Raw genomic sequence first — 26,501 nt, forward strand, 5'->3', positions numbered from 1 at the left:
GCGTTGTCAAGGGATCGGCGTAAACGACTACAGCCTCACCCTTGACGCCTTGCATCTGCAGCACCCTCGGCTTTTGCAACGTTAGGGTCCAGTCAGCGTTTTGAAAAGCCTGGTCGTTCGTGTGCTTTAGCTGGTCGTTCTTCTTGACGAGAACTCAGATATAGAGTAAATATCCACAGGCCTGAAGAACTTGAGAAGCAAGGGGGAGGGCGAAAGGCATGGCGAATCAGTACGAGGAAGCTTACAAGAGATCCATTGAAGATCGAGAAGGTTTTTGGGGGCAAATCGCTGAGGACTGCTACTGGTACAAGAAGTGGGACAGGGTCCTGGATGATTCTGATAGACCGTTTTATCACTGGTTTCAAGGAGGTGAACTCAATACATGTTATAATGCCCTGGATTGCCATGTTGAAAACGGCAGGGGGGACCAGCTTGCCCTGATTCATGACAGCCCGGTCACGAATACGATCAAGAAATACACCTATAAGGAGTTGACGGACGAAGTCGCCAGGTTTGCCGGGGTGCTTGCTGCACAAGGCGTGGTAAAGGGAGACAGGGTACTCATTTACATGCCCATGATACCTGAAGCCGTGATCGCGATGCTTGCCTGTGCTCGTCTGGGTGCGGTGCATTCGGTGGTATTCGGCGGATTTGCACCCAAAGAGTTGGCTACCCGCATAACAGATGCAAAACCAAAGGTCATTGTTTCAGCCTCCTGTGGCATAGAGTTTAGTCGTATTGTCTCCTACAAACCGATGCTGGACGAGGCCATCGACATGGTGGACACGAAACCCCATCACTGCATTATTCTTCAGCGGCCCCAGGAGACTGCCTGGATGATGGCGGGTCGTGATCTGGATTGGAATGATGCCATGGCGAGTGCCAAACCCCATGACTGTGTTCCAGTGCTGGCCACAGATCCTTTGTACATCCTGTACACTTCAGGAACTACAGCCCAGCCCAAGGGCGTTGTGCGTGACAACGGGGGGCACCTGGTCTCTCTGAAATGGAGCATGAAGGCCATCTACAATGTGGATCCAGGTGATGTTTACTGGGCAGCCTCTGACGTCGGCTGGGTAGTGGGTCACTCCTACATTGTGTATGCCCCGCTGTTTCAGGGGTGCACCACGGTCCTGTTTGAAGGAAAGCCTGTGCGTACCCCGGATGCCGGCGTGTTCTGGCGGGTCATTTCCGAGCACAAGGTGAAATGCATGTTCACCGCACCCACGGCCTTCCGTGCTATCAAGCGGGAGGATCCCAAAGCTGAGTTCATGAAGAAATACGATTTGTCTTGTTTCAAGGCCCTTTTCCTTGCAGGTGAACGATCTGACCCGGACACTCTGAACTGGGCGGAAAGCAATCTCGGCGTGCCGGTGATTGACCACTGGTGGCAGACTGAAACCGGATGGGCCATTACTGCCAATTGCATGGGACTGCACCATTTTCCGGTCAAGTACGGTTCTGCTACAAAACCTGCGCCTGGATGGGATCTTAAGGTCGTAGATGCAGAATGCAACCCGCTTCCGGCAGGTGAAATAGGCGCTCTGGTTGTGAAACTCCCCCTGCCGCCAGGCACCTTACCGACGCTTTGGCGCAATGATGAGGCATACAAGACCGCTTACATGGAGGAGTTTCCAGGTTACTATAAGACGGCTGATGCAGGCTATATGGATGATGAGAGTTATGTCTATGTCATGTCCCGCACCGATGATATCATCAATGTGGCCGGACACAGGCTATCTACGGGGGCCATGGAGGAGGTGCTCGCAGATCATGCTGATGTGGCAGAATGTGCTGTCTTCGGTGTGGAGGACCCGTTAAAGGGTCAGATACCGATCGGACTTGTGGTGCTAAACGCAGGTGTGGATCGCGGCAAGGATGAAATTGTTAAAGAAGCCATTCAGATGGTCCGTGAAAGGATCGGTCCTGTTGCGGCATTTAAGACTGCCACAGTGGTCAAACGCCTGCCCAAAACCCGGTCTGGTAAGATTCTTCGCGGCACCATGCAAAAGATTGCTGACAACAAGGAGTATAAGGTGCCGGCAACTATCGATGATCCTGCCACTCTCGAAGAGATCGATGAAGCGCTTATTTCGATCGGTTACTCCATGGCACGAGATAAGTGGAGTTCTTGACCGATTCAGGCAACAGCCAGTAAAGGCTCAAGGCATAGGGCTCAAGGCGCAAGGCCATATGCCGTGCGCCTTGAGCCCTAAACCATGTGCCCTACTCACAAATAATTGAAGAATTGAGGGATTGCGCCTAGACGGCTTGAAAACATCGCATGGATTGAGGAATTGAGAAATTAGAATATGGATGATTCCGGCAACCCGCCGGCCGGCGAGGCAGGTTCCTCAATTCGCAATCCTTCAATTCCGGTTTATCCGAGTTAGGTTTATTGTCATCTCGTATGCACAGACGTCAGAGTCCCACGTGATGGCGAAACCTCTCTTGCGGGCAAGGGCAAGCATGGTTTTGTTTTCAGGCAGGGCCATACCGAAAACCGATTCCATTCCGCGCTTTTTGGCAATGGAAAGACCGTGTTCAAGCAATTTAGCCCCGACTCCTTTTCCTTGCCAAGGATCTCCAACCAGCAGAGAGAACTCCCCTTCCTTGCGGTCAGGATAGCACATCAGCCTGAATACGCCCAAGATTCGTTCTCGTCCTTCCTTTTGTTCGGTCGCAATCAGGACTGCATCCCGACCGTGATCAATTTCCATTAGCTTGGCCAACATCTCCTTTGACGGCCTCTTTATTCTCATAAAGAACCGGAAATACACGCTTTTGGGAGATAAAGCGTCGAACAAGGCTTCCAGAAGTGGTGTATCGTCGGCCCTTATGGGGCGGATGAAGACCTCTAGTCCACCTTTTGTGATCGTGGATATCTCATATTGGTCAGGGTTGCTTTTCACATTATCACCGGTTTATGCAAATATCGTGGGAGCCTGTCCGAGAATGAGCGATAGAACGTCTGGGGAACCGAATCAAGAGAAAACTGAAGATTGAAGCTCTGACACCATTTTCCCCCTTGATATTTTTGCCCATCATGATAGGGGAAAGACACTGACAGTCTTCGTTGCCTGTCGGTGTCTCATCCTAAGCCTCTGGGGTTGTCGGAAATCGCATCCTTCGGAGGCTTTTTCTGTCTCCCTTGACCGGACCCAATTTGATGATTATTGTTTGGTAGCGGGAGAAGTCTGGGGCCGGTGGCGACACGTGTCTCGCCGCAACTATATTAAATATAGGATGAGACACCGACCTCGGCTCCGGATTTACCCCATTCCTGCAGAATCCTCTCCTTTTCTCTTTATCCCTCATATTTTCCGTGATTTCTCGAACAGCTTTAGTACAATCCTTCGCAATCTTGCGATACTAATTTCGTGACGAACCCAAAAGGGGAGTTTTGCTTATGTTTGACGAAAAACGAGTCCTTCAATACCACAAGAAGCCACGGCCAGGAAAAATTGAGGTCATACCGAGCAAGGCATGTCTATCGCAATCCGATTTGTGCCTGGCGTACACTCCCGGTGTCGCAGTGCCTTGTCTTAAGATCAAAGAAGATGAGGATCTGTCTTTTGAATACACCACGAGGGGAAACCTTGTTGGGGTTATTACCAACGGCAGCGCGGTGTTGGGCCTTGGCAACATCGGCCCCCTGGCGGGCAAGCCGGTCATGGAGGGGAAGGCCGTCTTGTTCAAGCGGTTCGGCGACTTGGACGTGTTCGATATCGAGATCAACACCCAGGACCCAGACGAGTTCATCCGCGCTGTGAAGCTGCTGGAGCCCACTTTTGGCGGCATCAACCTGGAAGATATCAAGGCGCCGGAGTGCTTCTATATCGAAGAACAGCTTATTGAGCAGATGTCGATTCCTGTGTTCCACGACGACCAGCACGGCACTGCCATCATTTCCGGCGCAGCCCTGGTGAACGCTTGCGAGCTAACTAAGCGGAACATGGAACATATTCGTGTTGTGTTCAACGGCGCTGGGGCGGCGGCCGTTGCCTGCGCCAAGATGTACACACAACTTGGGGTGAAAAAGGAAAATATTATCCTCCTGGATTCAAATGGCGTAATCCACAAGGGGCGCACTGAAGGCATGAACCCTTACAAAGAGGCCTTTGCCGTGGACACTGCCATGCGTACCCTGGAAGACACTGTCAAAGGAGCGGACGTGCTTGTAGGGCTTTCCGTCAAAGGCGCGTTTACCCCCGAACTCCTATCCCTAATGAGCGAAAAGCCCATCATTTTCGCCCTTGCCAATCCAGACCCTGAGATTGACTACGACGTGGCAAGGGACGTCCGGCCGGACGCTATTGTGGCCACGGGCCGCTCCGATTTTCCAAACCAGGTCAACAATGTTCTCGGTTTTCCCTTTATTTTCCGTGGCGCCCTGGATGTTCGCGCCACAGCCATCAACGAAGAGATGAAGGTGGCGGCTGTTCAGGCACTAGCCGAGTTGGCCCGCGAAGATGTGCCGGATTCGGTTACCAAAGCGTACGGAGGATGCAAGATCCAGTTTGGCCCGGAATACATTATCCCAAAGCCCTTGGATTCCCGTGTGCTGCTTAAGGTCGCCCCTGCAGTGGCAAATGCCGCGGTGCAAAGCGGGGTGGCGAGAAAGAGTCTGCCGGGCCAGACCGCATACATCCAGCATTTGGAAGCCATGCTCGGGCCAGAGCGTGAAATCATGCGCAAGATCATCATCCGTGCTCAGCAAGGCCCCAAACGCATCGTGCTCCCCGAAGGGAATGATCCCGTAGTTTTGCGCGCTGCTCATCAGGCAGTCAACGAAGGGATCGCTCATCCCTTACTGCTGGGCAACGAAAAGGAAATCGGTTTTCTGGCCGGGGAGTTGCACATTGCTCTGGACGGCATAAGAATTCTGGATAGCCTTAAGAGCCCGCTTTTTCAAGACTTCGTTGAAAAGCTATTCCGCATGCGGGCGCGCAAAGGGTGGTCCATTGCTGAGACCCGCCGACAACTGCGCAGTCGCCACGTCTTTGGCGCGATGATGGTGAACGAAGGTCTGGTTGACGGGCAGGTTCACGGCATCGACCGTCCGTACCCGGATGCGATTCGGCCCGTCCTGCAGGTGATTCCACGGAGCCCCGGGGTTTCGAAAGTTTCGGGGGTGTATCTCATGATTTTCAGAGACCGCACCCTGCTTTTTGCCGATGCCACGGTGAACGTCTCCCCCACGTCGGAAGACCTTGCGGAAATTGCAATTCTGGCAGCGGAAAAGGCGGTGTTTTTTGACATGAAGCCAAGGGTGGCCATGCTTTCTTTTTCCAACTTCGGTAACACGCGCCACCCCGAATCCAAGCGTGTTGAACGGGCCGTAGGCATGGCCCGAGGGCGGAAGCCTGATCTGGTCATTGACGGCGAGATGCAAGCAGATACTGCCGTAGTCGAAGAGATTCTGTCCAGGGATTATCCTTTTAATCGCCTTGGGGCTCCAGCCAATGTTCTGGTTTTTCCTGACCTGGCCGCCTGCAATATAGCCTACAAACTCCTTGACCGCCTCGGGGGTGCAAAGGCGGTAGGCCCGCTTCTTATGGGTCTTAGCAAGCCCTTTAACGTTCTTCAGCGTGGTGCTAGTATGGAAGATGTGGTCAATGTCATCGCCATTACTGTTGCTCAGGCACAGGACCTGGAATGCAAGGAAAAACAGTGAGTAGCGATGGGCTTAGGTATGTGAAATTGCGGCACGAGAGATTAGCCGCACTTGGAAAATCCACAGGACCGACACATAAGACAGCCCCCCTCGTGCTCCAGTGTCCCACCGCAATCCGGGCAGGTTCCCATCAAGGTTGGCATGTCTGGGGTATCGATATTCGTGTAGTGTCTTATCACATGGGAAATGGCATCGGGACAGGAAAGAATCATTGTTCCATTTTGCCATATAGGTGATGGACAGCGGATGCCGGTGATCTGTTTAAGGATGGCCTCCACGCTAACTCCGCTGCGTAGTGCCAATGATATGAGGCGTCCGGCAGCCTCAATCTGGGAAGAGGCACACCCTCCGGTTTTGCCCATTTGGGCAAAGACTTCACATATTCCCTTATCGTCTTCATTGATGGTGACATAGAGTTTTCCGCAGCCGGTGTTGATTCGCTCAGTGGCCCCCCTTGTCAGAACCGGGCGTGTCCGCGGCACAATGGCATTTCCCTTTCTTTCCTCCCCCTTTCCGATATTGAGGACCTGGCGGCCACGACTTCCGTAGCGATAAATGGTCACACCCTTGCAACCGCTTTCATAGGCAAGCCTGAAAACCTTTTCTATGTCCTCAGGGGTAGCATCCTGTGAAAAATTCACTGTCTTGGACACACCGTTGTCCGTGTATTTTTGGAAGGCTGCCTGGATCCGGACATGCCACTCCGGTCCTATCTCATGAGCGGTCACAAAAAGCCTCTTAATCTTTTCGGGAATTCCTTCTATGTGTTGAATCGAGCCGGTCTGGGCAATTTCCTCAGCCAGCTTCTTGCTGTAGAAGCCGCTTTGCTTTGCCATCTGCTCAAACAGGGGATGTATCTCGAACAAAGTCTCCCCATCCAGAACCCTTCGTTCATAAGCCACTGCAAATATGGGCTCTACACCGCTGGAGCATCCCGCGATGATGCTGATCGTCCCTGTGGGGGCGATAGTCGTTGTGGTAGCATTTCGCATATAGGGGGTTTTGGGATTGTCAAAGATACTTCCCTCAAAGGCCGGGAAATTCCCTCGCTTTTTTGCCAACTCGCTTGAGACTTTTCTCGCTTCGCGCAACACAAAAGCCATTACCTGCTCAGCCCGGCGGACAGCTGCTTTGGAATTATAGGCAACTTCCAGCCTGACAAGCATATCGGCGAACCCCATGACACCCAGGCCGATTTTTCGGGTTTTTCTGCTCATGGCCTCGATCTGGCGTAAGGGGTATTTGTTCATTTCCACGACATTATCAAGGAAGTGAACTGCACTGCGAATAGTTTGTCGCAGTCTTGTCTTGTCCAGTTTGCCGTCTTTGACCATCTTGGCCAAGTTGATGGAGCCTAAGTTGCACGCTTCATAAGGCAGAAGCGGTTGCTCACCGCAAGGGTTGGTGGCTTCTATCTTGCCAAGCTGCGGGACGGGATTGGCAAAGTTGATGTGATCCAAAAAGATAATTCCCGGTTCTCCGCTTTGCCAAGCCGCCTGCACGATTTGGTCGAAGATGGCCCTTGCTGAGGCCCGCTTGACTTTCTCTCGGTTCCTCGGGTTGATCAAGTCGTAATCTTTGTTGCCTGCCAGGGCTTCCATGAACGAAGCGGTGACAGCCACTGAAATATTGAAGTTGTTCAGCCTGGCCACGTCGGTCTTGCAGTTGATAAAGGCCTCAATATCAGGATGGTCCACCCTGAGGATACCCATGTTTGCCCCACGGCGGGTGCCTCCCTGCTTGACTGTCTCGGTGGCCACATCAAAGACCGTCATGAAGGAAATGGGACCACTTGATATTCCTCGAGTAGACAGCACCATATCATTCTCAGGCCTGACACGGGAGAATGAAAAACCGGTTCCCCCCCCGCTCTTATGGATTATCGCCGTGTGCCTGAGGGTTTCAAAAATACTATCTATGGAATCTTCAATGGGAAGAACAAAACAGGCGGCGAGTTGCCCAAGCTTGCGCCCCGCATTCATCAGGGTTGGCGAATTGGGCAAGAAAACCAGACTGGTCATCAATTTGTAGTAGTCTTCTTCGGTTTTTTTGACATCTGCCTTGGGGTCGAACCTGGCATCGGCCGACGCTACAGCCCGAGCCACCCGTCTGAACAGGTCCTCTGGAGCCTCGGCAGGTTTTCCCTTCCGGTCCTTCCTTAAATATCGCCGCTCAAGAACAACCAAGGCATTTTGGGATAGACGTATTGTCATATTCCATGTTCCTGCTTCAGGAACTTGACAAAGGCACGACACAGGGGAGACCGGGTTCGGTGTTTGTGCATAATCAAGTAGAAAGCCCTCTGAAAGGGAAAGCCCTTGATTCCAACCTTTCTCAGACTTCCTGCGGTCAGATCATCGGCAACAGCGTATTCAGACAGGATAGAAATACCCATTCCTGCCTTGATGGCCTGACGGATAGCCTCGGGGCTCCCCATTTCAGCCACCACATTTAGTTGGCCCAGCCAATGACCGGACTTGTCTAATACTTGCTCGATGGATTTGCGAGTCCCGGAGCCGGGTTCACGCATGATGAACGGCTCTGCCACAAGATCCTCCACCGCAACAGCGCCGGTGGCTGCCCACCTGTGACCTGCAGGAACGATGAGAAACATCTCATCATCCAGGATTTTCTGTTGAGCAAGCTGAGCTTCTCGAGCCTTGGCACCCACAATGCCGAGTTCCACGCGCCCATTGATGGTGTCCCGAATGATTTCGGCAGTGTCCCTTTCTATGAGGGTCACTGTTACCTCCGGGCAGGCTTGCTTGAACCTGCCCAACAAGGGGGGCAGAATATAGCCTCCGGGTATCGTGCTTCCCCCAATGGTGAGATGCCCCTTAATTTTGCCTTGAAACTCGGCCAGGGCCTTTTCAATATCCTCCTTGAGGGCTATCATTTTTACCGCATATCCGTATAGGAGTTGGCCGGCTTTGGTGGGAGCAACCTCCCTTCCCAGGCGGTCTATGAGCTTGCATTCGAAATGGTCCTCGAGGTCCTTGATGTGACTGCTTACCGTGGGTTGGGAAAGGTAGACCGTGTTGGCGGCCTTGGAAAAGCTCCTTAGCTCAACCACCTTGCAAAATATGTGGAGTCTCCATAAATCCATGGTTACAAGTGGAAGAAAAGCAGTTTGTCTGAAAACCTATGTCTGCTCAGCGGGTTTTGCCAAACTTGTCGTTTAGCTTATCCCTAACGACGTCAGGAACCATGTCACGGGTCTCTCCCCCGAACTGAGCGGCCTCCTTGATGATAGAGGAGCTGATGAAAATCCACCTTAGGCCTGTCATGAGAAAAACCGTTTGCACATTCTTGTTGAGTTTGCGATTCATGAGGGCCATCTGGAATTCATACTCAAAATCCGAGACAGCTCGAAGGCCCCGCAGGATAGTGTTAGCTTTCCTTTTGACTACATAATCGACGAGAAGCCCGTCAAAGCAATCTGTCTCAACATTGGGCATGTCTTTCAAGGTCTCTCTTAACATCTCCAATCGTTCTTCGACCGTAAAAAGGGGATCTTTGCTCCCATCTGTCGCAATAGCAACTATGACTCTATCAAAGAGCTTTAGCCCTCGCCGAATTATGTCACAGTGTCCATTCGTAATGGGGTCAAACGTTCCCGGGTATATGGCTGTTTTTCTCTTGTGCATGCTGTGTCCCTCTCGCCAGACATATTGCCCGTCATTTGGAAATTCATTAATGGATGGGCACTAGTGAATTTTATAACACGAATTCGTAGAAAGAGACAAGGCTCTTTCCATGTTGCCTTTCGTTGGTCCGCTCGAGACGTGCCACATTTCCCGGGAGTGTTTCTCGGAGACTGTGTTCAATTACCACGCGGGCTCCTTGGACAATGCATCCACAATCATCCAAAAGATGAAGGGTTCTTTTGACAAATGCCTTGTCATAAGGAGGATCAACGAATACCAGGTCAAAGGCTCGACCCGTTGCTTTTAGAAACCCGAGACCGTGGAGAATATCTCTTTTCAGAATGGTGCTTTGCTCTTGCAAGAGACAGGTGGAAATGTTGCGAACAAGGATTTTGATGGCCTGAGGATGATTGTCAACAAACACGGTGGACGCGGCTCCACGGCTGAGGGCCTCGATGCCAAGGCTACCAGTGCCGGCAAACAGGTCAAGCACAACTGCACCTTCCGCAAGAGGTGCAAGGATGTTAAAGATGGACTCTCTCAGGTAATCTGTCGTAGGGCGGATTCTGAGCCCACGCAGGGGATGAAGCTTCCTGCCCTTCAAGGTACCGGCTATAACCCTCACACGTACTCCTCATGAAATCGTTTCACGATCTTATTTTTGGGCGAGCCCGAAAGCCTTTATCTTTTTATGGAGGTGGCTTCTTTCAATATCAATGGCGTCTGCTGTCTGGGAAATATTGTTATTGTTTTCGGAAAGCTTTTGAAGGATGAACGCCTTTTCAAACTCCCGTTTTGCCTCTTTCAGAGATTTGTGGTCAAAGATATTCACAGTCCGAGTCGTTGTCTTGTCGCCCATGTATGAGGAAGGGATGTCGTTTTCTTCGATAACGTCCGATTGCGTCATGATGGCCAGTCGTTCGATCAAGTTCTTCAATTCCCGGACATTGCCGGGCCACGGGTAGGCCTTCAGACGTTCCATGGCCTGATGTGTCATGGTCTTTTGACCGCAGCCGCCGTCCTGGACAAACCCTTTCAGAAAAGTCTCTATCAACAGTGGTATGTCTTCACTGCGGTTGCGTAGAGGGGGCACCGAGATGGGGATAACATTCAATCTATAATATAGGTCCTCTCTAAAGGTCCCCTCTTCGATTTCTCTTTCCAGATCCTTGTTGCTTGCCGCCAGCACTCGCACATCAACGGCCAGGGTACGGGAGCCGCCTACCCGTTCAAATTTTTGTTCCTGCAAGATGTTGAGGATCTTGGCCTGGGTTTTCAGGCTCATGTCTCCGATCTCATCCAAGAAGATAGTGCCCTGGTCGGCCACCTCGAACTTGCCTCTCCTCCTGGCTGTGGTGCCTGGCAGCGCCCCCGTCTCATGACCGAACAGCTCGCTTTCAATCAAGTTGTCAGGTATTGTTGCGCAATTTACATCAATGAGCGGTTGGTCGGCTCTGTCGCTCATTTGGTGAATCGTGCGCGCGACAAGTTCTTTCCCCGTGCCATTCTCGCCCGTGATCAAGATCCAGGCGTTGGTGGGAGCTGCAATAGCAATCTGTTTCTTCAGTGCCCGGATCGGCGGGCTGTTGCCCGTGATGGAATGCTTTTCAAGGGTCTTCTTTCGAAGAAAACGGTTTTCCTCCTCCAGTCGTCGAAAGTTGATGGCGTTGTTGATTGTGACAACGATCTTCTCGATGGAAAGGGGCTTTTCGATGAAATCATAGCCCCCAAGCTTGGTTGCCTTAACAGCCGTCTCAATGGTCCCATGCCCCGAAATAATCACCACCTGGAGAAAGGGGTTAGTCCTCTTGATTTCTTGAAGTGTTTCGATGCCGTCCATGCCTGGCATCCAGATGTCCAGGAGGACAAGGTCGGGGGATTCCACTTCAATGATCTTCAAGGCTTCATATCCGTTTGAAGCCGTCAATGTCTCATACCCCTCATCCGAAAGAATACCGCTTAGGGACTGCAATATGGTGGTCTCATCATCAACAATCAATATTACGGGAAACATCGGTTATCTCCTTCAGGGTCATTTGTCACTGATAACTGATCATCAATAACAGGATGCCCAGGTGCTTTTCGGTCTTTGTTGCTTGGTTCCTGACCAGCCCTTAAGCTGGCAGGTCCACAATAAACCTTGTCCCGGTGGGAAAGTTGTGCTCGGCTCGGATTGACCCGTTGTGATCTTCGATTATCGCATTGACGATGGACAAGCCCAGGCCCATGCCGGTTTTCTTGGTGGAGAAATAGGGTTCAAAGAGACGGAGCTTGTCTTGTGATGCTATCCCCGAGCCCGTGTCACTCACCTCTATCCTTACGAACTTTGAAACCGGATTGAAGTCCAGTATGATAGCAATTGTTCCATGTCCCTCCATGGCTGCAATGGCATTGTCAATCAGATTGAGCAACATACGTTTGACCTGCCCTCGGTCCAAATTCAGTTGAGGGATTTCTGCGTGCACCTCGGTTTTGAACAAGATATGAGGGTGGGCCTCCCGGTAGAGGGCTACTGCCTCTCCTATGATTTCCGGCATGCTGCACGGTTTAGGGTTTACAGCCGGAAGCCGTGCAAATGAAGAAAACTCATTAACAAGGTTTCCTATCTGATCGACCTGATCAATAATGGTTTGTATACATTGTGTGAAAATCAAGTTGTCTCCACTAATTTTCTCACCATATTTTCGTTGGAGTCTTTGTGCCGAGAGCTTGATGGGTGTCAGGGGGTTTTTCACTTCATGGGCAATACGCCTCGCCACCTCGCGCCAAGCCGCCATCCTCTGGGCTCTTTCAACCTCCGTAAGATCGTCAAAGACAACCACTGTTCCCATGTAACGATCCGTTTCGTCTTTAAGCGCAGTAATATGTACCATAAAGCTGCGGGCTGTTTGATCAATGCTTGCCTTGACAGTCCTTTCCACCGAATTTGCAGGGCTGTTTTCCAGCTCTGCCAGCAAATCCCGGGCGAGCGCCAAGTGTTCCGGCCTCAATGCCTTTTTGTAGCTTCGTTTCAGCAGTTGTTCGCCTTTCAAACCGAGCATTTTCTCTGCTGATTTATTAATGGCAGTAAAAAAACCGCGAGTATCCAAGGCAATAACGCCGGTGGACACATTCTTTAAGACAGTCTCCATGTAGATACGTCTTTGTTCAATTTCAAGATTCCTTTTCCTAAGTTCCCGGGTCGACAGTTCAAGCTGTTGTTTTCCAAACCTCAGGTCTCGAGTCATTTTGTTGAAGGCACTGACGAGGGTCCCCATTTCGTCATCGGCAACTCTGTCGATGGTGACATTCAAGTCTCCCTCGGCCACGCGGCGAGTTCCCTCTGCCACTTCTTGGATAGGAATAGTCAATGTCTTTGCGAGATAGAATCCAAACCACGTGGCGCAGAAAATAATCAGCAAGGCGACGATCGAAAGTGTTACCAGATGGCTGACCTGGATTGGTTTCTTAACCATTTTGATTTGTTGGTATTGGTCAAAGCCCCTTGAAATGGCAGCCATGTCTTGAGAAAGGCTGTGAGGAATGACAGTAGTGACAGCAATTACCCCCAAAGCCTTGTCAGGGCCTGCATTCGCCGGAATGCACCCGAGGGTTCTAATCATCTCTCCTGAAGGGAGAAAGGCGGTCAGGGTTGAAAAATCGTTTTCATGTATTTCCTTCTGGATGCTATCCGCGAATACCGGTTCAAAAGGCGTTCCCTCCAGGTCTGCGTCCAGACCTACTGCCAGCCGTTCTGAGTGAGTAGAATAGATTTCTATGGCCTGTAAGTTGAAAGCCCTCTGCACCACTTGGACATAACGTCTGAGATCCTTTCTGTTCTTGTCTTTCAGCAAATTCCTGTGAATAATTTGATAAGCGATCCGTTCAAGAAAAAACCGGTTGTTTTTCTCGATATGCCTGTACACTTGTCTGCCCACGTCAAGAGATTCTTCCAAGGATTGTTCCACAGGGACAGTAAACCAGAATGCCATACTCGAATTTATAAATTGCACTGAAAAGAAAAAGAGGAGAACAGTGGGAATAAGGGACAGGCTAGCAAAGGCTAGAACAAGCTTGGTCCGCAGCTTGGCCCCCATCACTTTGCGCTTTCTGTCATAGAGAAGCTTGACAATGTTTCTCAACACGAGAAAGATCAACAGCAAAAGCAACAGCATGTTGATGTTGATGAGAATAAACGTGATAATCGTGTTGGAAACGGGCAGTCCTGCTCCAAAACGGACAACCTTGGTTTCCACATACGTGAGGACGGCAACGAGAACCACCAGTATCACGATGATGACTCGTTCACGCTTCCGGCGTTTGGCTTCTTCTCGCGAGATCGGTGACATGGGAAGTTGGCGTTAGTACATGAAGTCCGTGGTGTACCAGTCTGTTTCAAAATCCCAAAGAAACAGAAAGAACCGAAAAACGTGATGTAGATAAAAGGGGAGTGTGATTTTCTTGAGTTCGGCTTTTATCCTGACTTGGTAGCGATGGTTTCTTTCAAGGGTTTCAAGTTTTTCAATTTTAAGATTTTCTACTTCAGCCATGACTTGCTTGGCTTGGGAAAAAGAAGTTACCACAATCGACCTTCCCTTATCCTCGCTTCGTGTAATGACAAACTCGTTCTTTAGATTATTAAACTTGACCATGTGGCGAATTTCCAGACTAGCCAGGTTTTTGTCTTTCCAAAAATTCCGAACCCGGTTAAGAGAGGCCAGGAACGTGAAGGTCGTGGGGACGCCGTTCATGATGGCTTGTTCCAGATCTTCGGTGAAGCATCCCTCAACCCTGAAATACAGGATGAGATCATCCCTGGTGTTTGTGACAATTACATCGGTTATCCTCGCGTCTTGACTCCAGGCTAAGCCTGAAGCCAGAAGACATGCACAGAGGGCAAGAAACCAAACCTGTTTTCTCATCTATAAACTCCGGAAAAATCGGCAGAAGAGACCTGACCGGGGGACCATGACAGCCTCATAACAAAATAGCGAAGCAGGGCTCAAATTGCAAGGGGTTTTGGACGTAAAGATGCAGGCAAGTTAAGGCAAAGCGCCCTAGACTCCCACGGTTTGCCAGCAGGACTTTTGGTCTATGAATTTCTTCAGCAGGCAGTGATTCAAGGTGTGGCCTGATTTGTGGGCCACGATGTGGCCTATGATGGGCATGCCAAGAAGAGAGAGGTCTCCAATACAGTCAAGTATCTTATGGCGAATAAATTCGTTTGAGAATCTGAGGCCTTCCGGATTCAGTATTCCCTCTTTGTCGACCACAACCGCGTTTTCCAGCGATCCGCCCCTGGCAAACCCATTCCGCTTCAAGTAATCGACTTCATGCAGGAAACCAAAAGTCCTGGCACGGCTGATCTCCTTTTCAAAAAGGCCGTCATCCAGTGAAACCGAATATGACTGATTTCTTAGTAGAGGATGATCAAAATCTATGGTGCACGTCACCCTAAGGGTGTCTGATGGATAAAGCCCAGCCTTTTTGCCATTTTCGACCATCTCAATCGGCTCCCTAACGACAAAATAGTGCCGCCTTGCTGACTGGGCTCTGATCCCGGCTTCCTTCAGCATAGCTGAGAAAGGTCCAGCGCTCCCATCCATGATGGGGGCCTCATAGGCGTCCATCTCCACTAGAGCATTATCTACGTTGAACCCGGCCAATGTGGCCATTAGGTGTTCAACGGTGGATACAATCACACCGTCCGCACCAAGGGTGGTTGCCAAGCTCGTGTCAATTACATTTCGAAAATGGGCGCTGATCACAGGTTTGTGGGCCAGATCAGTCCGCACAAATCTTATCCCGTGATTGACCGGAGCCGGTTTGATGGTCAAGGTCACTTTCTTACCCGAGTGGAGCCCGATGCCCGTGCATTGAGTAGACCGTCTCAACGTGTGCTGATGAATATTCATATGACGTACCCTTTTATTTTGAAATCAATAGCTTGTCAAACAAAAAATTCAGGTTTACGAGGAACGGGAAAAAAATAAAGCAATAGGTATGCCAAAGTGATATCTAAGACTGCACATAAGCTAAACTATTCAGAAAAACCCTTGCTTTTGATAGAGGCCTTTGTTAAACATCGTAAAATTCATGTGTTATCGTAGTAACGACAAACGCACCACGGGGGGATCTTGCTTGCCAAGGTTTTGAGCAGCTCTGTTTTGGGCGTTGATGCCTTTATCGTCGAAGTGGAGGTCGACATCAGGCAGGGCCTGCCGAGCTTTCAAACAGTAGGTCTGCCAGAGGCTTCTGTCAAGGAAAGCAAAGACCGGGTAAAATCAGCAATCAATAATTCCGGATACAGGTTCCCGGACGATCGCATCACCGTCAACCTTGCGCCTGCGGATATCAAGAAAGAGGGGACCGCCTTTGATCTTCCCATTGCTGTTGGGATCCTGGCGGCCACTGGTATTGTCCCCCATCAGAGACTCTCTGAATATTTAATCTTGGGTGAGCTCTCTCTTGACGGACGGATAAAGCCCGTCCGAGGTTCACTTCCTGTCGCTTTGGCAGCCAGAAATTCCCGTCTTCGAGGCATTATCGTTCCCAAACAAAACGCAAGCGAGGCCGCTGTGGTGAACGGCGTGGAAGTACTTCCGGCCTTCACTCTCGGTGAACTGGTGGAATTCTTGAGCAGCCTGAGGTCCATCCGGCCGGAATCGATCGATGTGCGGGCCATTTTTGATGAAGCATTGTCAGATGACGTAGATTTTTCCGAAGTAAAAGGCCAAGAGCATGTGAAGCGTGCCCTTGAAGTGGCTGCAGCCGGAGGTCACAATGTAATTATGATAGGTCCGCCAGGAGCAGGCAAGACGATGCTTGCTAAGCGCCTTGCAGCCATTTTACCCCCTATTTCCTTTGAAGAGGCAATTGAGGCAACAAAGATATATAGCGTGATTGGAATGCTCAAGAAGGACCAGGGATTGATTGCCAGCCGACCCTTTCGTGCTCCGCACCATACGATATCAGACGCCGGCCTTATAGGCGGGGGCCACATACCCAGGCCGGGCGAGGTGAGTCTTGCTCACAACGGGGTTCTTTTCCTGGATGAATTGGCAGAGTTCAAGAAAAATGTGCTTGAGGTTCTGCGTCAACCTATGGAAGATGGCCACGTGACCATTGCCAGGGCCCTGACCAGCATCACCTATCCGGCCAGGTTCATGCTTGTGGCCGCAATGAATCCGTGTCCATGTGGATATTTCTCCGATCCCAATCACGAGTGTACGTGTTCCTACACAAGGATACATCGGTATCGGTCAAAGGTCTCTGGTCCACTTATGGACCGCATCGACATCCATGTGGATGTTCCGGCTGTGGCCTACAAAGATCTTGCCAGTCGAGATGATGCCGAATCCTCCGCAAGCATAAGAGAGCGAGTCAATCGGTCCCGTGCCGCACAGTCTGAGAGGTTTAAACGTACCAAAATCTATTGCAATGCCCATATGAGCAACCGGCAGATCAAGAAATATTGTCCCATAGACGGCGACTCTCACAGCCTCCTTGAAATGGCCATTGATAAACTCGGCCTTTCTGCCCGCGCCTTCAACCGGATCTTAAAGATCGCAAGGACCATTGCGGATCTTGAAGAGGCTGAAGACATCGCCGTCCATCACGTCTCAGAGGCGATTCAATACCGAAGCCTTGACCGGAAGAGCCTGTTTCCGTGAAGTTCCGGCAAGGCCGCCTGAAGACGGTAAAACGGCAAATCGTGATGCCTTCAAAGTGACAATTCTTGTCACCTCTTCTGTCAATCTACGACCTCAATGCCCCGATTTCTTGAATATTTTCTGGAGCATAATATTGCTTAACTATCAGATAATTAAGGCAAACTCGAAAAGCCGCTAGGTTGGCATGGTGTTTTCATATAAGGGAATAAAAAGATTTGCAGAAGGCCTGAGATAAATTGAGTGAAGGCATGACCGATGATAGAGATAATAAATAGCGAAAAGACCGGAATACGTTCATTGTCGGTGCACATTATGCGCTCCGTTGCGGAGCAACACGGAGGCGCTATTGAAAAAGACTTGCTAACAGACGCCATCGACATATGGGTCCCAGATGGAAAACAGTTTGTCTGTGCCAAGGACTTAGACGAAAAACTAGGCGCAATGAGCGCCTGTATCTACACGCTGTCTGTTTCTTTTCTCAGTGGGATGAAGGCAGCCTGGATCAGTAGAAACTGAGCTTTGAAGGGCCAAGAGGCAAGCCCAGCCTATGTGATGGTGCGAAGCCTTATGGTACTAGAGGCCATGTAGCCTTCTGTCATCTTTCCCATTTTTTCCATGTTTGGGTGAAGGAGTCGTCCTAGCAATTCGATTTTTTCGTGTATGTCACTACACTTGCTATGAATCTCTTTGAAGAACGCAATATCAAAGTCACCACGGTCAATATCAAGAGTTTTACCACTGTACATCCTAAATGTAGCCATTAAGTCCATCAATTCCTCTGAACAAGCGTCTATGGTTTGGGATGCGTGCTGAAACTCTTGTTTGGTGAATGGCATGATGTTTACCTCCATTGGGCGTTTTTTTTGGATGGCGCAGAAGATGCCGGCTCTCATTTCCTGCTATCCAGCAAAGGGGGCGGGCAGCCCTTGTATAACTGAATGCAGGCATAAATCGTACCATGTGTAATGATTTCTCGTCTTTGTGCGCAGTTTAGCATTCGGTTTTTCATGCCCGACCGCGGCATGTTATATATTTGCTATATATTTCGGGATGTTAGGGTGGCGGGGTCTTAAGAGACGTTTTGCGCGTCCTCACCGGTTACCGCCGGGCTTCGGGTTACTCCAGGGGGCTCTTTGTTTTTACGTGTCAATCTCTTATCGTGTCAGAAAATGTTGGAAAAGTTCGTATTGCAAGATACGTATTTGTAATAGGTGGAGGAAAACTCGCGCACTTTTTTTTCTGGGGTGTGATGATTTTCACTCATGAGCCCTTTAACTGAAGCACCTTGGCTACGACTTCGTCCGGAGTTCTCCCCAGGATCCGTATCATTGGCTCCTTGCCGACTTCCCCGCGGTCATAGATCACATCAGGGATCTCCGTTTCCCGTGACAGGACGGTCTCAGTACCCCACTCAAGAGTGCTTCCTTCTTGCTCCTTTACATTTTCAGGCTCATGAGCGCGGTCAAAGGAGCATATCTTCCAACCCAAGGCTTGGCACTGTAAAACCCTGGCTTCTGAGAAACGGATATTCATGGCCGAGCGAAAGGCAGGATCGTGACGCATGGCGGTGAGGATGATGGTGGCAACGTGGCTGGATGCCCCAAAGGCGGGGCTGCTCACTGACACGATCTTTTTCCCGAGTCTTATCAGTCTACCGGGAAAGGCAGCCACATGGGCGCGCGTTTCGGCAAAGGGGAGAGCATAGCCCAGATTCGACTGCACTTCAGGGACAAGGTGCCCGACATGGGCCTCCTGGAGACGGGTCAAGCTCTTCTGCAGAGCCTCAAGGACCTGGCCCTTTTCCTGCTCACGGGCAAATCGGGCATAAAGATTCGTGGGACCGTGCCCCTTTCCTAGTGGCACTGCAAAGCGGATAGCCGTGTGGATGAAGTCCTTGGCCCTTTCCACAGCCTCTTTGACCCGAAGTCCCATGGCAATATAAGTGGCAATCGCGGCTGAGTAAGCGCATCCCGTGCCATGGGTGTGAGGTGTGCGAATACGCTTTCTTGAGAATTCCCAAAAGTTGTTGCCGTCGTACAGAATATCTTTGGCAGGTCCTTGCAGGTGCCCCCCTTTGATCAAAACATGCCTGGCTCCCATTGAATGGATGGCCCGCGCAGCCTCGTGAATGTCTTTTTCAATACTGATCGACATTTCTGAAAGGACTTCAGCCTCCGGGATGTTAGGAGTAATCACCAGGGCCATTGGTATGAGGCGCCTCACTAGAGTTTCTCTGGCTTCCTCGACGAGTAAGAGGTCTCCTCCCTTTGCCACCATGACTGGATCGACAACGATCTTTTCGATACCATAAGCCGAAAGCCTTTCTGCGACGACTTCAATGGTCGGAGCATTGAAGAGCATTCCGGTTTTTGCGGCATCTGTGCCAATATCTGAAAGAACTGCATCGAGTTGCTCCTTGATGAATGCTGGCGGCGGTGCGTGGATGGCCGTCACTTCTTGAGTGTTTTGTGCTGTCAGGGCAGTCAGCACGCTCATGCCAAAGCCTCCAAGGAGCGTGATGGTCTTCAGGTCGGCCTGAATGCCGGCCCCTCCGCCCGAATCTGAGCCTGCAATGGTAAGAATACGCTTCATTTACTTATTCACTCATTAGGAAGCAACATTATGTTCATGTAGAGAAAATCGATCTCGAACTTACTTTAAGTTTACTGGCAGGCACGGATAGTGTCAATGAAAATAAAGGATTAGCTTGACTTTTGCATTAAGCTCTCTTATTCTTTTAAGATATGTGTAGCTTGGCCAATATCTGCGACTTGGGATCATGATCAAGTTCATTGAAACCGTAGGCCGCGGCCTTATCCGATTTATCGAAGAGTTTGGGCTTGTGATGTTTCTTTTCTTGGCCGCCCTTGTGTGGGTGTTGCGGCCTCCCTTACGCTTCCGGGCCATCTTCAAGCAAATGGAGTTTGTGGGGGTAGATTCCTTGCTCGTCGTGATTCTGACGGGCACATTTACGGGCGGCGTGCTGGCATTTCAGGCCTATCACGGGTTTCGTTTGTTTAGCGCCGAGAGCCTTGTAGGCTCCACGGTAGCTCTGAGCATGACCCGCGAGCTTGGTCCGGTTTTGACATCTTTGATGGTTACGGGACGAGCCGGTTCTGCCATGGCCGCAGAGCTGGGAACTATGAGGGTCACTGAGCAGATCGATGCCCTTTACACCATGGCATGCAATCCGATCAAATACCTGGTGGTACCTCGTATCATTGCCGGCGTGCTCATGCTTCCGGTACTGACGATTATTGCAGATTTCGTGGGTATCATAGGGGGCTACCTGGTAGGTGTCGGGCTTCTCGAAATCAATTCAGGTATCTACGTGGCAAAGATGATTGAGATTGTAGAACTCGATGACATCTTCAATGGCCTGATCAAGTCTGCCTGCTTTGGCCTGATCTTGTCTTTGGTGGGGTGTTATAAGGGTTTCTATACGAGTGGCGGCGCCGAGGGCGTTGGGAAAGCCACGACGCAGGCCGTTGTGGTTGCCTCGGTCTCCATCTTTATCAGTGATTATTTCCTGACAGCAGCCATGTTCTAGGTGACTTCCTGACTGCTGGCCGGTAGGCCAACAAAGCACGTAAGAACGGAACGCTTTTCCATGATCAAGCTGGTTGACGTTCACAAGTCATTCAATGGGCAGAAGGTCCTGGACGGCCTTGACCTTGAGATTGAAACCGGTAAAATCACGGTTATCATCGGCCAGAGCGGGGGGGGGAAGAGTGTCCTTCTTAAGCACATAATTGGGCTGATACGGCCGGATCGAGGGGAGATCCTAGTTGAAGGTGTGGACATTACCCGTCTGAACGATCGAAGACTCAACGATATCAGAAAGAACTTCGGGATGCTTTTTCAAGATGCCGCCTTGTTTGATTCCATGACGGTAGGAGAAAACGTAGCTTTTCCCCTGAACGAGCATACCCGGTTAAAGCGGCGTCAGATTGACGAGATTGTCCGGCAGAAGCTCCTTCAGGTTGGTCTCAGGGATGTGGCCCACAAGATGCCTTCAGAACTGAGCGGTGGCATGCGAAAGCGCGTAGGCCTGGCCCGCGCCATGGCCCTTGATCCCAAGGTTATCCTCTTTGATGAGCCCACCACAGGCCTTGACCCCATCACGGCAGACGCCATTGACCGTTTGATCGTGGACACCCAGAAACATACAAAGGCCACGTGTGTAGCTATCAGTCATGATATTGAGTCCACCTTCAAGATCGCCGACGCAGTTGCTATGATCTACCAGGGAAAGATTATTGTGACTGGAACGCCTGATGTTGTGAAGGCATCTGAGATTCCAGCCCTGCAGCGATTTATTCAGAGGAAGGCCGAAGGCCCTATTTTGAATCATCATGTCTTGGATATGTAGGATAGGCATAGAAAGGTCATGAAAAGACTGAGTGTTGAAGCAAAGGTGGGGTTTTTTGTGGTCATCGGAATCTTGATCCTGGCCTATATGTCCATGAAGCTGGGCAGGCTGCAATACGGACCAGACGAGAGATACGAAGTGTATGGTTACTTTGATTCTGCTGAAGGCCTTGTCAAGGGAGTGCCTGTGCAGGTCGCTGGTGTGGAAGTTGGGCGGGTCAAAGACATCACCCTGGAGGTCGGCAAGGCAAAAGTCATACTTCAACTAGATCCTGACGTCGAGATAGGCGAAGACGTACAAGCATTCATTCGCACCAAGGGTGTGCTCGGAGACAAATATGTCGAACTAGTCTTGGGGTTGCCAGAAGCGCCCCCTATCAAGCCTGGCGGACGCATCCAGCAAACCGTGTCTCCCACCAATATCGATACGCTGCTGCAGCAACTTGGCTCTATCGGAGAGGATATTAAGGAATTCACTGGCGCCTTCTCGGGAGTTCTGGGAGGAGAGGACGGCAAGGCATCTCTTAAGATTATCATCGATAACCTCCAGGACCTGGCCCAGACTCTCAATGAAACGGTGAAAAGGAACCAGGAGAATATCAACCGGACACTGGACAATTTCTCCTTTTTTTCCAAAGACCTTAGAGAGATAAGTGGTACGAACAAGGAGGCTTTAAGAGAGATTGTGGCTAATTTCAGGGAGGCCTCCAGTCAACTGCGAGAAACCATCATAGCCTTCAACCGGATTACGGAAAAGGTCAACAGTGGTGAAGGTACCATCGGAAAGCTCATCCATGACGAAGAGACGGTCGAGACCATGAATCAGACCCTGGTTGCCCTGAGGGATATTGCTGAGAAGATCGACCGGGGTGAAGGGACCATTGGGAGACTGGTCAAGGATGAAGAGACCGTGGATAACCTTAATACGACGTTGAGCAGCATTAACGAGTATCTTCAAAAAGAACAAAGATTCCAGACCTATATAGACTACAGGGGAGAATATCTATTCGACTCTGAGGACATGAAGTCATACCTTTCACTTCGGATTCAGCCCAAAGAGGACAAGTATTATCTGCTGCAGATCGTGGACGACCCGGCCGGAAAGGGGAAAAAGACTGTAACTAGCACAACAGTGGGAGGCGTTACCACTACTGAGAACAAGGAAGAGATTGAGAAGGATGAACTCAAGTTCTCTGCTCAGATTGCCAAACGTTACTATGACTTGGGACTGCGAGGGGGGATTTTTGAGTCAACAGGCGGAGTGGCAGCCGACTATTATTTCTTTGATGACCGCCTGGTGCTCTCCATGGAGGCCTTTGATTTTGATCCGGACGAAAGCCCCCACCTAAAGTTCAAAATGGATTATACGCCATTTCAATTCCTGTACTTGACCGGTGGTTTTGACAATTTCATAAGCGATGAGGGCAAGGAATCCGTCTTTGTGGGTGTTGGCCTGCAGTTTTCGGATCAGGATTTAAAAACACTTATCTCCGGCGCCCCCATTCCCAGGTAAAGAACTTTGACTGCGTTTGCCCGTTTAAGATCCTTCAATAAGGGGGCCCTATGAAACGTCAGGTCGAATATTTTGAAAAGCCGGGCCCCCAGAACACCCAGGCATGTATGGACATCCTTTACCGACTGATCCATGATGAGGGCTACATGGATGCGGTCATGGCATCCACTTCAGGTGAAACCGGCATCATGGCAGCGAAAACCTTACAGGAAGAGGATGTTAACCTGGTAGTGGTCGCCCACTCAGTAGGCTTTTTGGGACCAAACCGGGATCAGTTCTCGGATGATGCCTTTGAGGAAATCACACGTCTGGGGGGCCACGTTTACAAAGGCACAATCCTGACCCATTCCATTGAAACCGCCCTGGCAAAAGAGTTTTCAGGGGTCTATCCCACGCTCCTTGTTGCCAACACCCTCAGGAGATTGGGGCAGGGGATGAAAGTCTGCTGCGAGATCGTTATGGAAGCGGCAGATGCGGGCCTTATTGTAGAGGGCAAAGAAGTGGTGGCCGTGGCTGGCACAGCCAAAGGGGCGGACACGGTTGCCATCATCAAATCCGCAGCTTCCAAGCGATTTCTCGATCTTTATGTATCTCAGATCGTGGCCAAGCCAGGATAGGCCATCTTGATGGACCCAAAAGACATAGAACGCATAAGGCCCTTCAAGCTTGTCAAGTATTTTACCTTTTCCAGTCTCATCGTCATCCTAATGGGTTCTTTGGCTTTGTCCGTGGTCATTGCCCGTCGTGCCGAGACAGTGCTTATCAAGAAGAGTGAAGACTATGCTTTGCTGATGGCAGAAAACCTCAACCATCAGGTATTCCTCCAGTTCCTTGTTCCTGCAGCCCTTCAGTTTGGTCAAGTCATTAAACTTCGGAACAAAGCTCTCTTTGAGCGTTTGGACCAGGTTGTCAGGAATACCCTTCACAGCTTCACGGTAGAGACAGTCAACATTTTTGACCGCGAAAACAACGTTATCTTTTATAGCTTCGACGAGGACCTGGTGGGAAAAAAGGGGATAGGCGGCATTGACTATCAACAGGCCCTGCTTGGTAAATCAACCTCAAGGCTGATTCGAAGAGAAGGATTCCTGAGCATGCTCATGGGAACTCCGAAAGAGAGCGAGCTCCGAACCTATGTGCCTTTACGAGCAGAAAGACCCCTGTCAAATATTGAGGGTCCCATCCTCGGGGTTTTCGAGATTGTTCAAGATCTCTCTGATGATTACCAGACCATTGCTCACTTCAAGTACAGGATCATGGTCACCTCTGTTTTGATCATGGGGCTCCTGTTTGTTGTGCTGCGATATATCGTAAAACGCGGTGAAGAGATCATCGAAAAGCGGGCTCGCGAGCGACTCCTCCTAAAGGAAAAACTCAATCAGGCCGAGCGTCTTGCAAGCCTTGGTGAGATGGTAGCTGCTGTCTCTCACGAGATACGTAATCCCCTTGGGATTATTAGCAGCACGGCCGAACTGTTGAAACGAAAGTTGACCCGCACGGACCCCCAAGACCAGCTTGCAGACGTCATAGTTCAAGAAGCCACCCGCCTCAACAGTATTGTGAGTGATTTCCTTAACTTTGCGCGGCCTCCGACACTGAACTTGACATCATGCAAAGTAGAGGACATTCTGGAGGAAAACCTGACTTTTCTTGCTCCGGAGATCCAGTCAAAGGGTTATGAAATCTACAAGAAATTTGCAACACATGTGCCGGGAATACAGGCGGATCCAGGGCTGCTGTACCAGGCTTTTTCAAATATCTTGATGAACGCCATGCAGGCGATGCCTGAGGGTGGATCCATATACATTGAGGTGTCAGCCCGGGCAAACGTCCTAACGATTATCTTTGCCGACGAGGGGAAGGGAATCCCGGACGAAGTGCTGAAAAAAATCTGGGAACCCTTCTTTACGACAAAAGAAAAAGGGAGCGGTCTTGGGCTTCCCATCGTGAAGAAAATAGTTGAAGGCCATGGTGGCGCCGTTGGCATCGGAAATGGCCGGGAAAAGGGAGCACAGGTTACTGTTACGTTGCCGGTAAAAGGCGTGAAGCAGACATAGCTCAAAAAGTCCGGGCTGCGCAGATCCCATAAGCACTCGGGGATGAAGGCTTTTTCTTGCGGGCGAAGACCTGTTCCAATAACAAAGATATCGCCTTCCGGAAAAAACCTTCATTGCCTGGGTTATTGAGAACTTACACAGGAAATAGCCAATGGAGACAATTCTTATCGTAGATGACGAGAAAAATTATCTTGTCGTCTTGAGCGCATTTCTATCAGAAGAGGGGTATGAAACCCTTACTGCAGATAACGCCGAGAGCGCCCTTGAGATCGTGGAATCCACGGACCTCGACCTTGTTCTTACAGATATGAAGATGCCCTCAATGGACGGCATTGAACTGCTAAGGCACATCAAGGGAAAGGCTCCTGACCTGCCTGTGGTCATGATGACGGCATACGGAACCGTGGAAAAGGCGGTTGAGGCTATGCAATTGGGCGCATTTAACTTTATCCTGAAACCCTTTCAGAATGAAACGCTGAAGCAGATCGTGGATAAAGCGGTTCGCGCTTACAGCGTTCTGAAGGAAAACCGCCGCCTTGTTCATGCACTTGGAGACCTATATCGCTTTGATAACATCATTGGCAAGAGCAAGCCAATGCAGGCCATATTCGAGATGATTCAACGGGTTGCCCACACTAAAGCTACGGTACTGATCACAGGTGCCAGCGGCACCGGCAAGGAGCTGATTGCAAAGGCGATTCATTTTAACAGCCCTCGGAGCAACAAACCGTTTGTGGCTGTGAGTTGCGCAGCCCTTGCCGAGACCTTGCTGGAAAGCGAGCTCTTCGGTCACGAAAAAGGGGCCTTCACCGGCGCCATTGCCATGAGAAAGGGCCGGTTTGAGCTGGCAGATGGAGGAACCCTGTTTCTGGATGAGATCGGTGAAGTGCCGGCTTCTTTGCAGGTGAAGCTCCTTAGGGTTCTTGAAGAAATGAGCTTTGAGAGGGTGGGCGCCACCAGAACAATTGCAGTTGATGTGCGTTTGATTGCAGCAACAAATAAGGATCTCAAATCAGAGGTGGAACAGCATCGGTTCAGGAAAGACCTCTTTTTTCGCCTAAACGTGGTTCACATCCAACTGCCGCCTTTGAAGGAGCGGTCTGAAGACATTCCCCTTTTGGGGGTTCACTTTGTCAACAAATATGCCCGGGAAGCCGGCACAGGGCAGATGACCATCTCTGCTGAAGCCATGCGCTTTTTGTGTAATCACAGCTGGCCCGGAAATGTGAGGGAGTTTGAGCATGCCATTGAAAGGGCCGTGCTTTTGAGCAAGGGAAACGAAATTACCATGGACGATCTGCCAAAGGACCTCATAAGTTTTGCAGACCTGGAAATCCCTGTAGACTGGCAAAAGCTATCTAATCTTCCCGAGACGCTGGATGCCATAGAGAAGAGATTAATCAAAAAGGCGCTTTCCTTGTCTAATAACGTTCAGTCTCGCGCGGCCAATCTTCTTGGAATTCCCCGGAACAATTTGCAATACCGCCTGAAAAAATACAATCTAGTGTAGTGTCTCAACGATGGGTTTACAATTACTGTCATGCCGGACTTGATCCGGCATCCAGTTCTTTTTCTGGATTCCCC

The 26,501-nt window shown here is 50.4% G+C and carries 21 protein-coding genes; 10 read left to right on the forward strand and 11 right to left on the reverse strand.

All coding sequences use genetic code 11. The annotated features are described in order from the left end of the window. Positions 1-218: 218 nt before the first annotated feature. Positions 219-2,135 (forward strand): propionyl-CoA synthetase, encoded by a 1,917-nt coding sequence (locus tag JW883_14035; GenBank protein ID MBN1843386.1) that lies wholly within the window; start codon positions 219-221, stop codon positions 2,133-2,135. A 234-nt stretch (positions 2,136-2,369) separates the two neighbouring features. On the opposite strand, the gene JW883_14040 is transcribed toward JW883_14035, so the two are convergent. Then, positions 2,370-2,912 carry a GNAT family N-acetyltransferase gene (locus JW883_14040; protein ID MBN1843387.1) on the reverse strand — a complete coding sequence of 181 codons (543 nt, stop codon included), beginning with the start codon at positions 2,910-2,912 and terminating at the stop codon, positions 2,370-2,372. 497 nt (positions 2,913-3,409) lie between these two features. On the opposite strand from JW883_14040, the gene JW883_14045 reads away from it, so the two are divergent. Next, complete coding sequence (locus JW883_14045) at positions 3,410-5,677, forward strand: NADP-dependent malic enzyme (GenBank protein MBN1843388.1); 2,268 nt, start codon at positions 3,410-3,412, stop codon at positions 5,675-5,677. Between the two features lie 41 nt (positions 5,678-5,718). Here JW883_14045 and JW883_14050 read toward each other — a convergent pair whose 3' ends face one another. From JW883_14050 to JW883_14085, 8 genes are all read right to left on the reverse strand, one after another. Beyond that, complete coding sequence (locus JW883_14050) at positions 5,719-7,890, reverse strand: vitamin B12-dependent ribonucleotide reductase (GenBank protein MBN1843389.1); 2,172 nt, start codon at positions 7,888-7,890, stop codon at positions 5,719-5,721. Further along, complete coding sequence (locus tag JW883_14055) at positions 7,887-8,783, reverse strand: LysR family transcriptional regulator (GenBank protein ID MBN1843390.1); 897 nt, start codon at positions 8,781-8,783, stop codon at positions 7,887-7,889. Before JW883_14055 ends, JW883_14050 begins: the two co-directional genes overlap by 4 nt. Before the next feature lie 46 nt (positions 8,784-8,829). Continuing rightward, positions 8,830-9,324 (reverse strand): pantetheine-phosphate adenylyltransferase, encoded by a 495-nt coding sequence (coaD, locus tag JW883_14060; GenBank protein ID MBN1843391.1) that lies wholly within the window; start codon positions 9,322-9,324, stop codon positions 8,830-8,832. Between the two features lie 70 nt (positions 9,325-9,394). Further along, complete coding sequence (gene rsmD / locus JW883_14065) at positions 9,395-9,949, reverse strand: 16S rRNA (guanine(966)-N(2))-methyltransferase RsmD (GenBank protein MBN1843392.1); 555 nt, start codon at positions 9,947-9,949, stop codon at positions 9,395-9,397. A gap of 30 nt (positions 9,950-9,979) precedes the next feature. Continuing rightward, positions 9,980-11,338 (reverse strand): sigma-54-dependent Fis family transcriptional regulator, encoded by a 1,359-nt coding sequence (locus JW883_14070; GenBank protein ID MBN1843393.1) that lies wholly within the window; start codon positions 11,336-11,338, stop codon positions 9,980-9,982. A gap of 100 nt (positions 11,339-11,438) precedes the next feature. Further along, positions 11,439-13,652, reverse strand: a complete 2,214-nt coding sequence (locus tag JW883_14075) for a HAMP domain-containing protein (protein ID MBN1843394.1) — start codon at positions 13,650-13,652, stop codon at positions 11,439-11,441. Between the two features lie 12 nt (positions 13,653-13,664). Continuing rightward, positions 13,665-14,225 (reverse strand): DUF4390 domain-containing protein, encoded by a 561-nt coding sequence (locus tag JW883_14080; GenBank protein MBN1843395.1) that lies wholly within the window; start codon positions 14,223-14,225, stop codon positions 13,665-13,667. Positions 14,226-14,360: 135 nt separating this feature from the next. Then, positions 14,361-15,218 carry a UDP-3-O-acyl-N-acetylglucosamine deacetylase gene (locus tag JW883_14085; GenBank protein MBN1843396.1) on the reverse strand — a complete coding sequence of 286 codons (858 nt, stop codon included), beginning with the start codon at positions 15,216-15,218 and terminating at the stop codon, positions 14,361-14,363. Positions 15,219-15,440: 222 nt separating this feature from the next. On the opposite strand from JW883_14085, the gene JW883_14090 reads away from it, so the two are divergent. Then, on the forward strand, positions 15,441-16,976 hold the full coding sequence (locus JW883_14090; protein MBN1843397.1) for a YifB family Mg chelatase-like AAA ATPase: 1,536 nt from the start codon (positions 15,441-15,443) through the stop codon (positions 16,974-16,976). Positions 16,977-17,231: 255 nt separating this feature from the next. Then, positions 17,232-17,492: a hypothetical protein gene (locus JW883_14095; protein ID MBN1843398.1), complete on the forward strand. Its 261-nt coding sequence runs from the start codon at positions 17,232-17,234 to the stop codon at positions 17,490-17,492. Between the two features lie 29 nt (positions 17,493-17,521). On the opposite strand, the gene JW883_14100 is transcribed toward JW883_14095, so the two are convergent. Together JW883_14100 and thiD are read right to left on the reverse strand one after the other, a co-directional pair. Beyond that, the gene (locus tag JW883_14100) at positions 17,522-17,812 is read right to left on the reverse strand and encodes a hypothetical protein (GenBank protein ID MBN1843399.1); all 291 of its coding nucleotides are present in this window, start codon (positions 17,810-17,812) and stop codon (positions 17,522-17,524) included. A 424-nt stretch (positions 17,813-18,236) separates the two neighbouring features. Next, positions 18,237-19,568, reverse strand: coding sequence for a bifunctional hydroxymethylpyrimidine kinase/phosphomethylpyrimidine kinase (gene thiD, locus JW883_14105; protein MBN1843400.1), 1,332 nt, complete (start codon positions 19,566-19,568; stop codon positions 18,237-18,239). A gap of 187 nt (positions 19,569-19,755) precedes the next feature. Here thiD and JW883_14110 point away from each other — a divergent pair, with 187 nt between their 5' ends. The 6 genes from JW883_14110 (at position 19,756) to JW883_14135 (ending at position 26,427) form a co-directional block, all read left to right on the forward strand. Beyond that, a complete protein-coding gene (locus JW883_14110; GenBank protein ID MBN1843401.1) occupies positions 19,756-20,526 on the forward strand; it encodes an ABC transporter permease in 771 nt (256 codons plus the stop codon). 60 nt (positions 20,527-20,586) lie between these two features. Next, positions 20,587-21,348 (forward strand): ABC transporter ATP-binding protein, encoded by a 762-nt coding sequence (locus JW883_14115; protein ID MBN1843402.1) that lies wholly within the window; start codon positions 20,587-20,589, stop codon positions 21,346-21,348. Between the two features lie 18 nt (positions 21,349-21,366). Beyond that, positions 21,367-22,860 (forward strand): MCE family protein, encoded by a 1,494-nt coding sequence (locus tag JW883_14120; protein ID MBN1843403.1) that lies wholly within the window; start codon positions 21,367-21,369, stop codon positions 22,858-22,860. 50 nt (positions 22,861-22,910) lie between these two features. Further along, entirely contained in the window at positions 22,911-23,477 is a 567-nt protein-coding gene (locus JW883_14125) for a hypothetical protein (protein ID MBN1843404.1), read from the forward strand. A 9-nt stretch (positions 23,478-23,486) separates the two neighbouring features. After that, positions 23,487-24,917: a two-component sensor histidine kinase gene (locus tag JW883_14130; protein ID MBN1843405.1), complete on the forward strand. Its 1,431-nt coding sequence runs from the start codon at positions 23,487-23,489 to the stop codon at positions 24,915-24,917. A gap of 151 nt (positions 24,918-25,068) precedes the next feature. Beyond that, positions 25,069-26,427 carry a sigma-54-dependent Fis family transcriptional regulator gene (locus JW883_14135; GenBank protein MBN1843406.1) on the forward strand — a complete coding sequence of 453 codons (1,359 nt, stop codon included), beginning with the start codon at positions 25,069-25,071 and terminating at the stop codon, positions 26,425-26,427. Positions 26,428-26,501: the final 74 nt, after the last annotated feature.

The organism is Deltaproteobacteria bacterium, assembly GCA_016930875.1.
Taxonomy (GTDB): Bacteria; Desulfobacterota; Desulfobacteria; order Desulfobacterales.

Coding starts and splice junctions, on each gene's coding strand:
- JW883_14080 (MBN1843395.1), bottom strand. CDS start 14,225: ATGAGAAAACAGGTTTGGTTTCTTGCCCTCTGTGCATGTCTTCTGGCT.
- coaD (MBN1843391.1), bottom strand. CDS start 9,324: ATGCACAAGAGAAAAACAGCCATATACCCGGGAACGTTTGACCCCATT.
- JW883_14100 (MBN1843399.1), bottom strand. CDS start 17,812: ATGCCATTCACCAAACAAGAGTTTCAGCACGCATCCCAAACCATAGAC.
- JW883_14130 (MBN1843405.1), top strand. CDS start 23,487: ATGGACCCAAAAGACATAGAACGCATAAGGCCCTTCAAGCTTGTCAAG.
- JW883_14135 (MBN1843406.1), top strand. CDS start 25,069: ATGGAGACAATTCTTATCGTAGATGACGAGAAAAATTATCTTGTCGTC.
- JW883_14050 (MBN1843389.1), bottom strand. CDS start 7,890: ATGACAATACGTCTATCCCAAAATGCCTTGGTTGTTCTTGAGCGGCGA.
- JW883_14045 (MBN1843388.1), top strand. CDS start 3,410: ATGTTTGACGAAAAACGAGTCCTTCAATACCACAAGAAGCCACGGCCA.
- thiD (MBN1843400.1), bottom strand. CDS start 19,568: ATGAAGCGTATTCTTACCATTGCAGGCTCAGATTCGGGCGGAGGGGCC.
- JW883_14115 (MBN1843402.1), top strand. CDS start 20,587: ATGATCAAGCTGGTTGACGTTCACAAGTCATTCAATGGGCAGAAGGTC.
- JW883_14055 (MBN1843390.1), bottom strand. CDS start 8,783: ATGGATTTATGGAGACTCCACATATTTTGCAAGGTGGTTGAGCTAAGG.
- JW883_14125 (MBN1843404.1), top strand. CDS start 22,911: ATGAAACGTCAGGTCGAATATTTTGAAAAGCCGGGCCCCCAGAACACC.
- JW883_14075 (MBN1843394.1), bottom strand. CDS start 13,652: ATGTCACCGATCTCGCGAGAAGAAGCCAAACGCCGGAAGCGTGAACGA.
- JW883_14120 (MBN1843403.1), top strand. CDS start 21,367: ATGAAAAGACTGAGTGTTGAAGCAAAGGTGGGGTTTTTTGTGGTCATC.
- JW883_14035 (MBN1843386.1), top strand. CDS start 219: ATGGCGAATCAGTACGAGGAAGCTTACAAGAGATCCATTGAAGATCGA.
- JW883_14070 (MBN1843393.1), bottom strand. CDS start 11,338: ATGTTTCCCGTAATATTGATTGTTGATGATGAGACCACCATATTGCAG.
- JW883_14110 (MBN1843401.1), top strand. CDS start 19,756: ATGATCAAGTTCATTGAAACCGTAGGCCGCGGCCTTATCCGATTTATC.
- JW883_14085 (MBN1843396.1), bottom strand. CDS start 15,218: ATGAATATTCATCAGCACACGTTGAGACGGTCTACTCAATGCACGGGC.
- JW883_14095 (MBN1843398.1), top strand. CDS start 17,232: ATGATAGAGATAATAAATAGCGAAAAGACCGGAATACGTTCATTGTCG.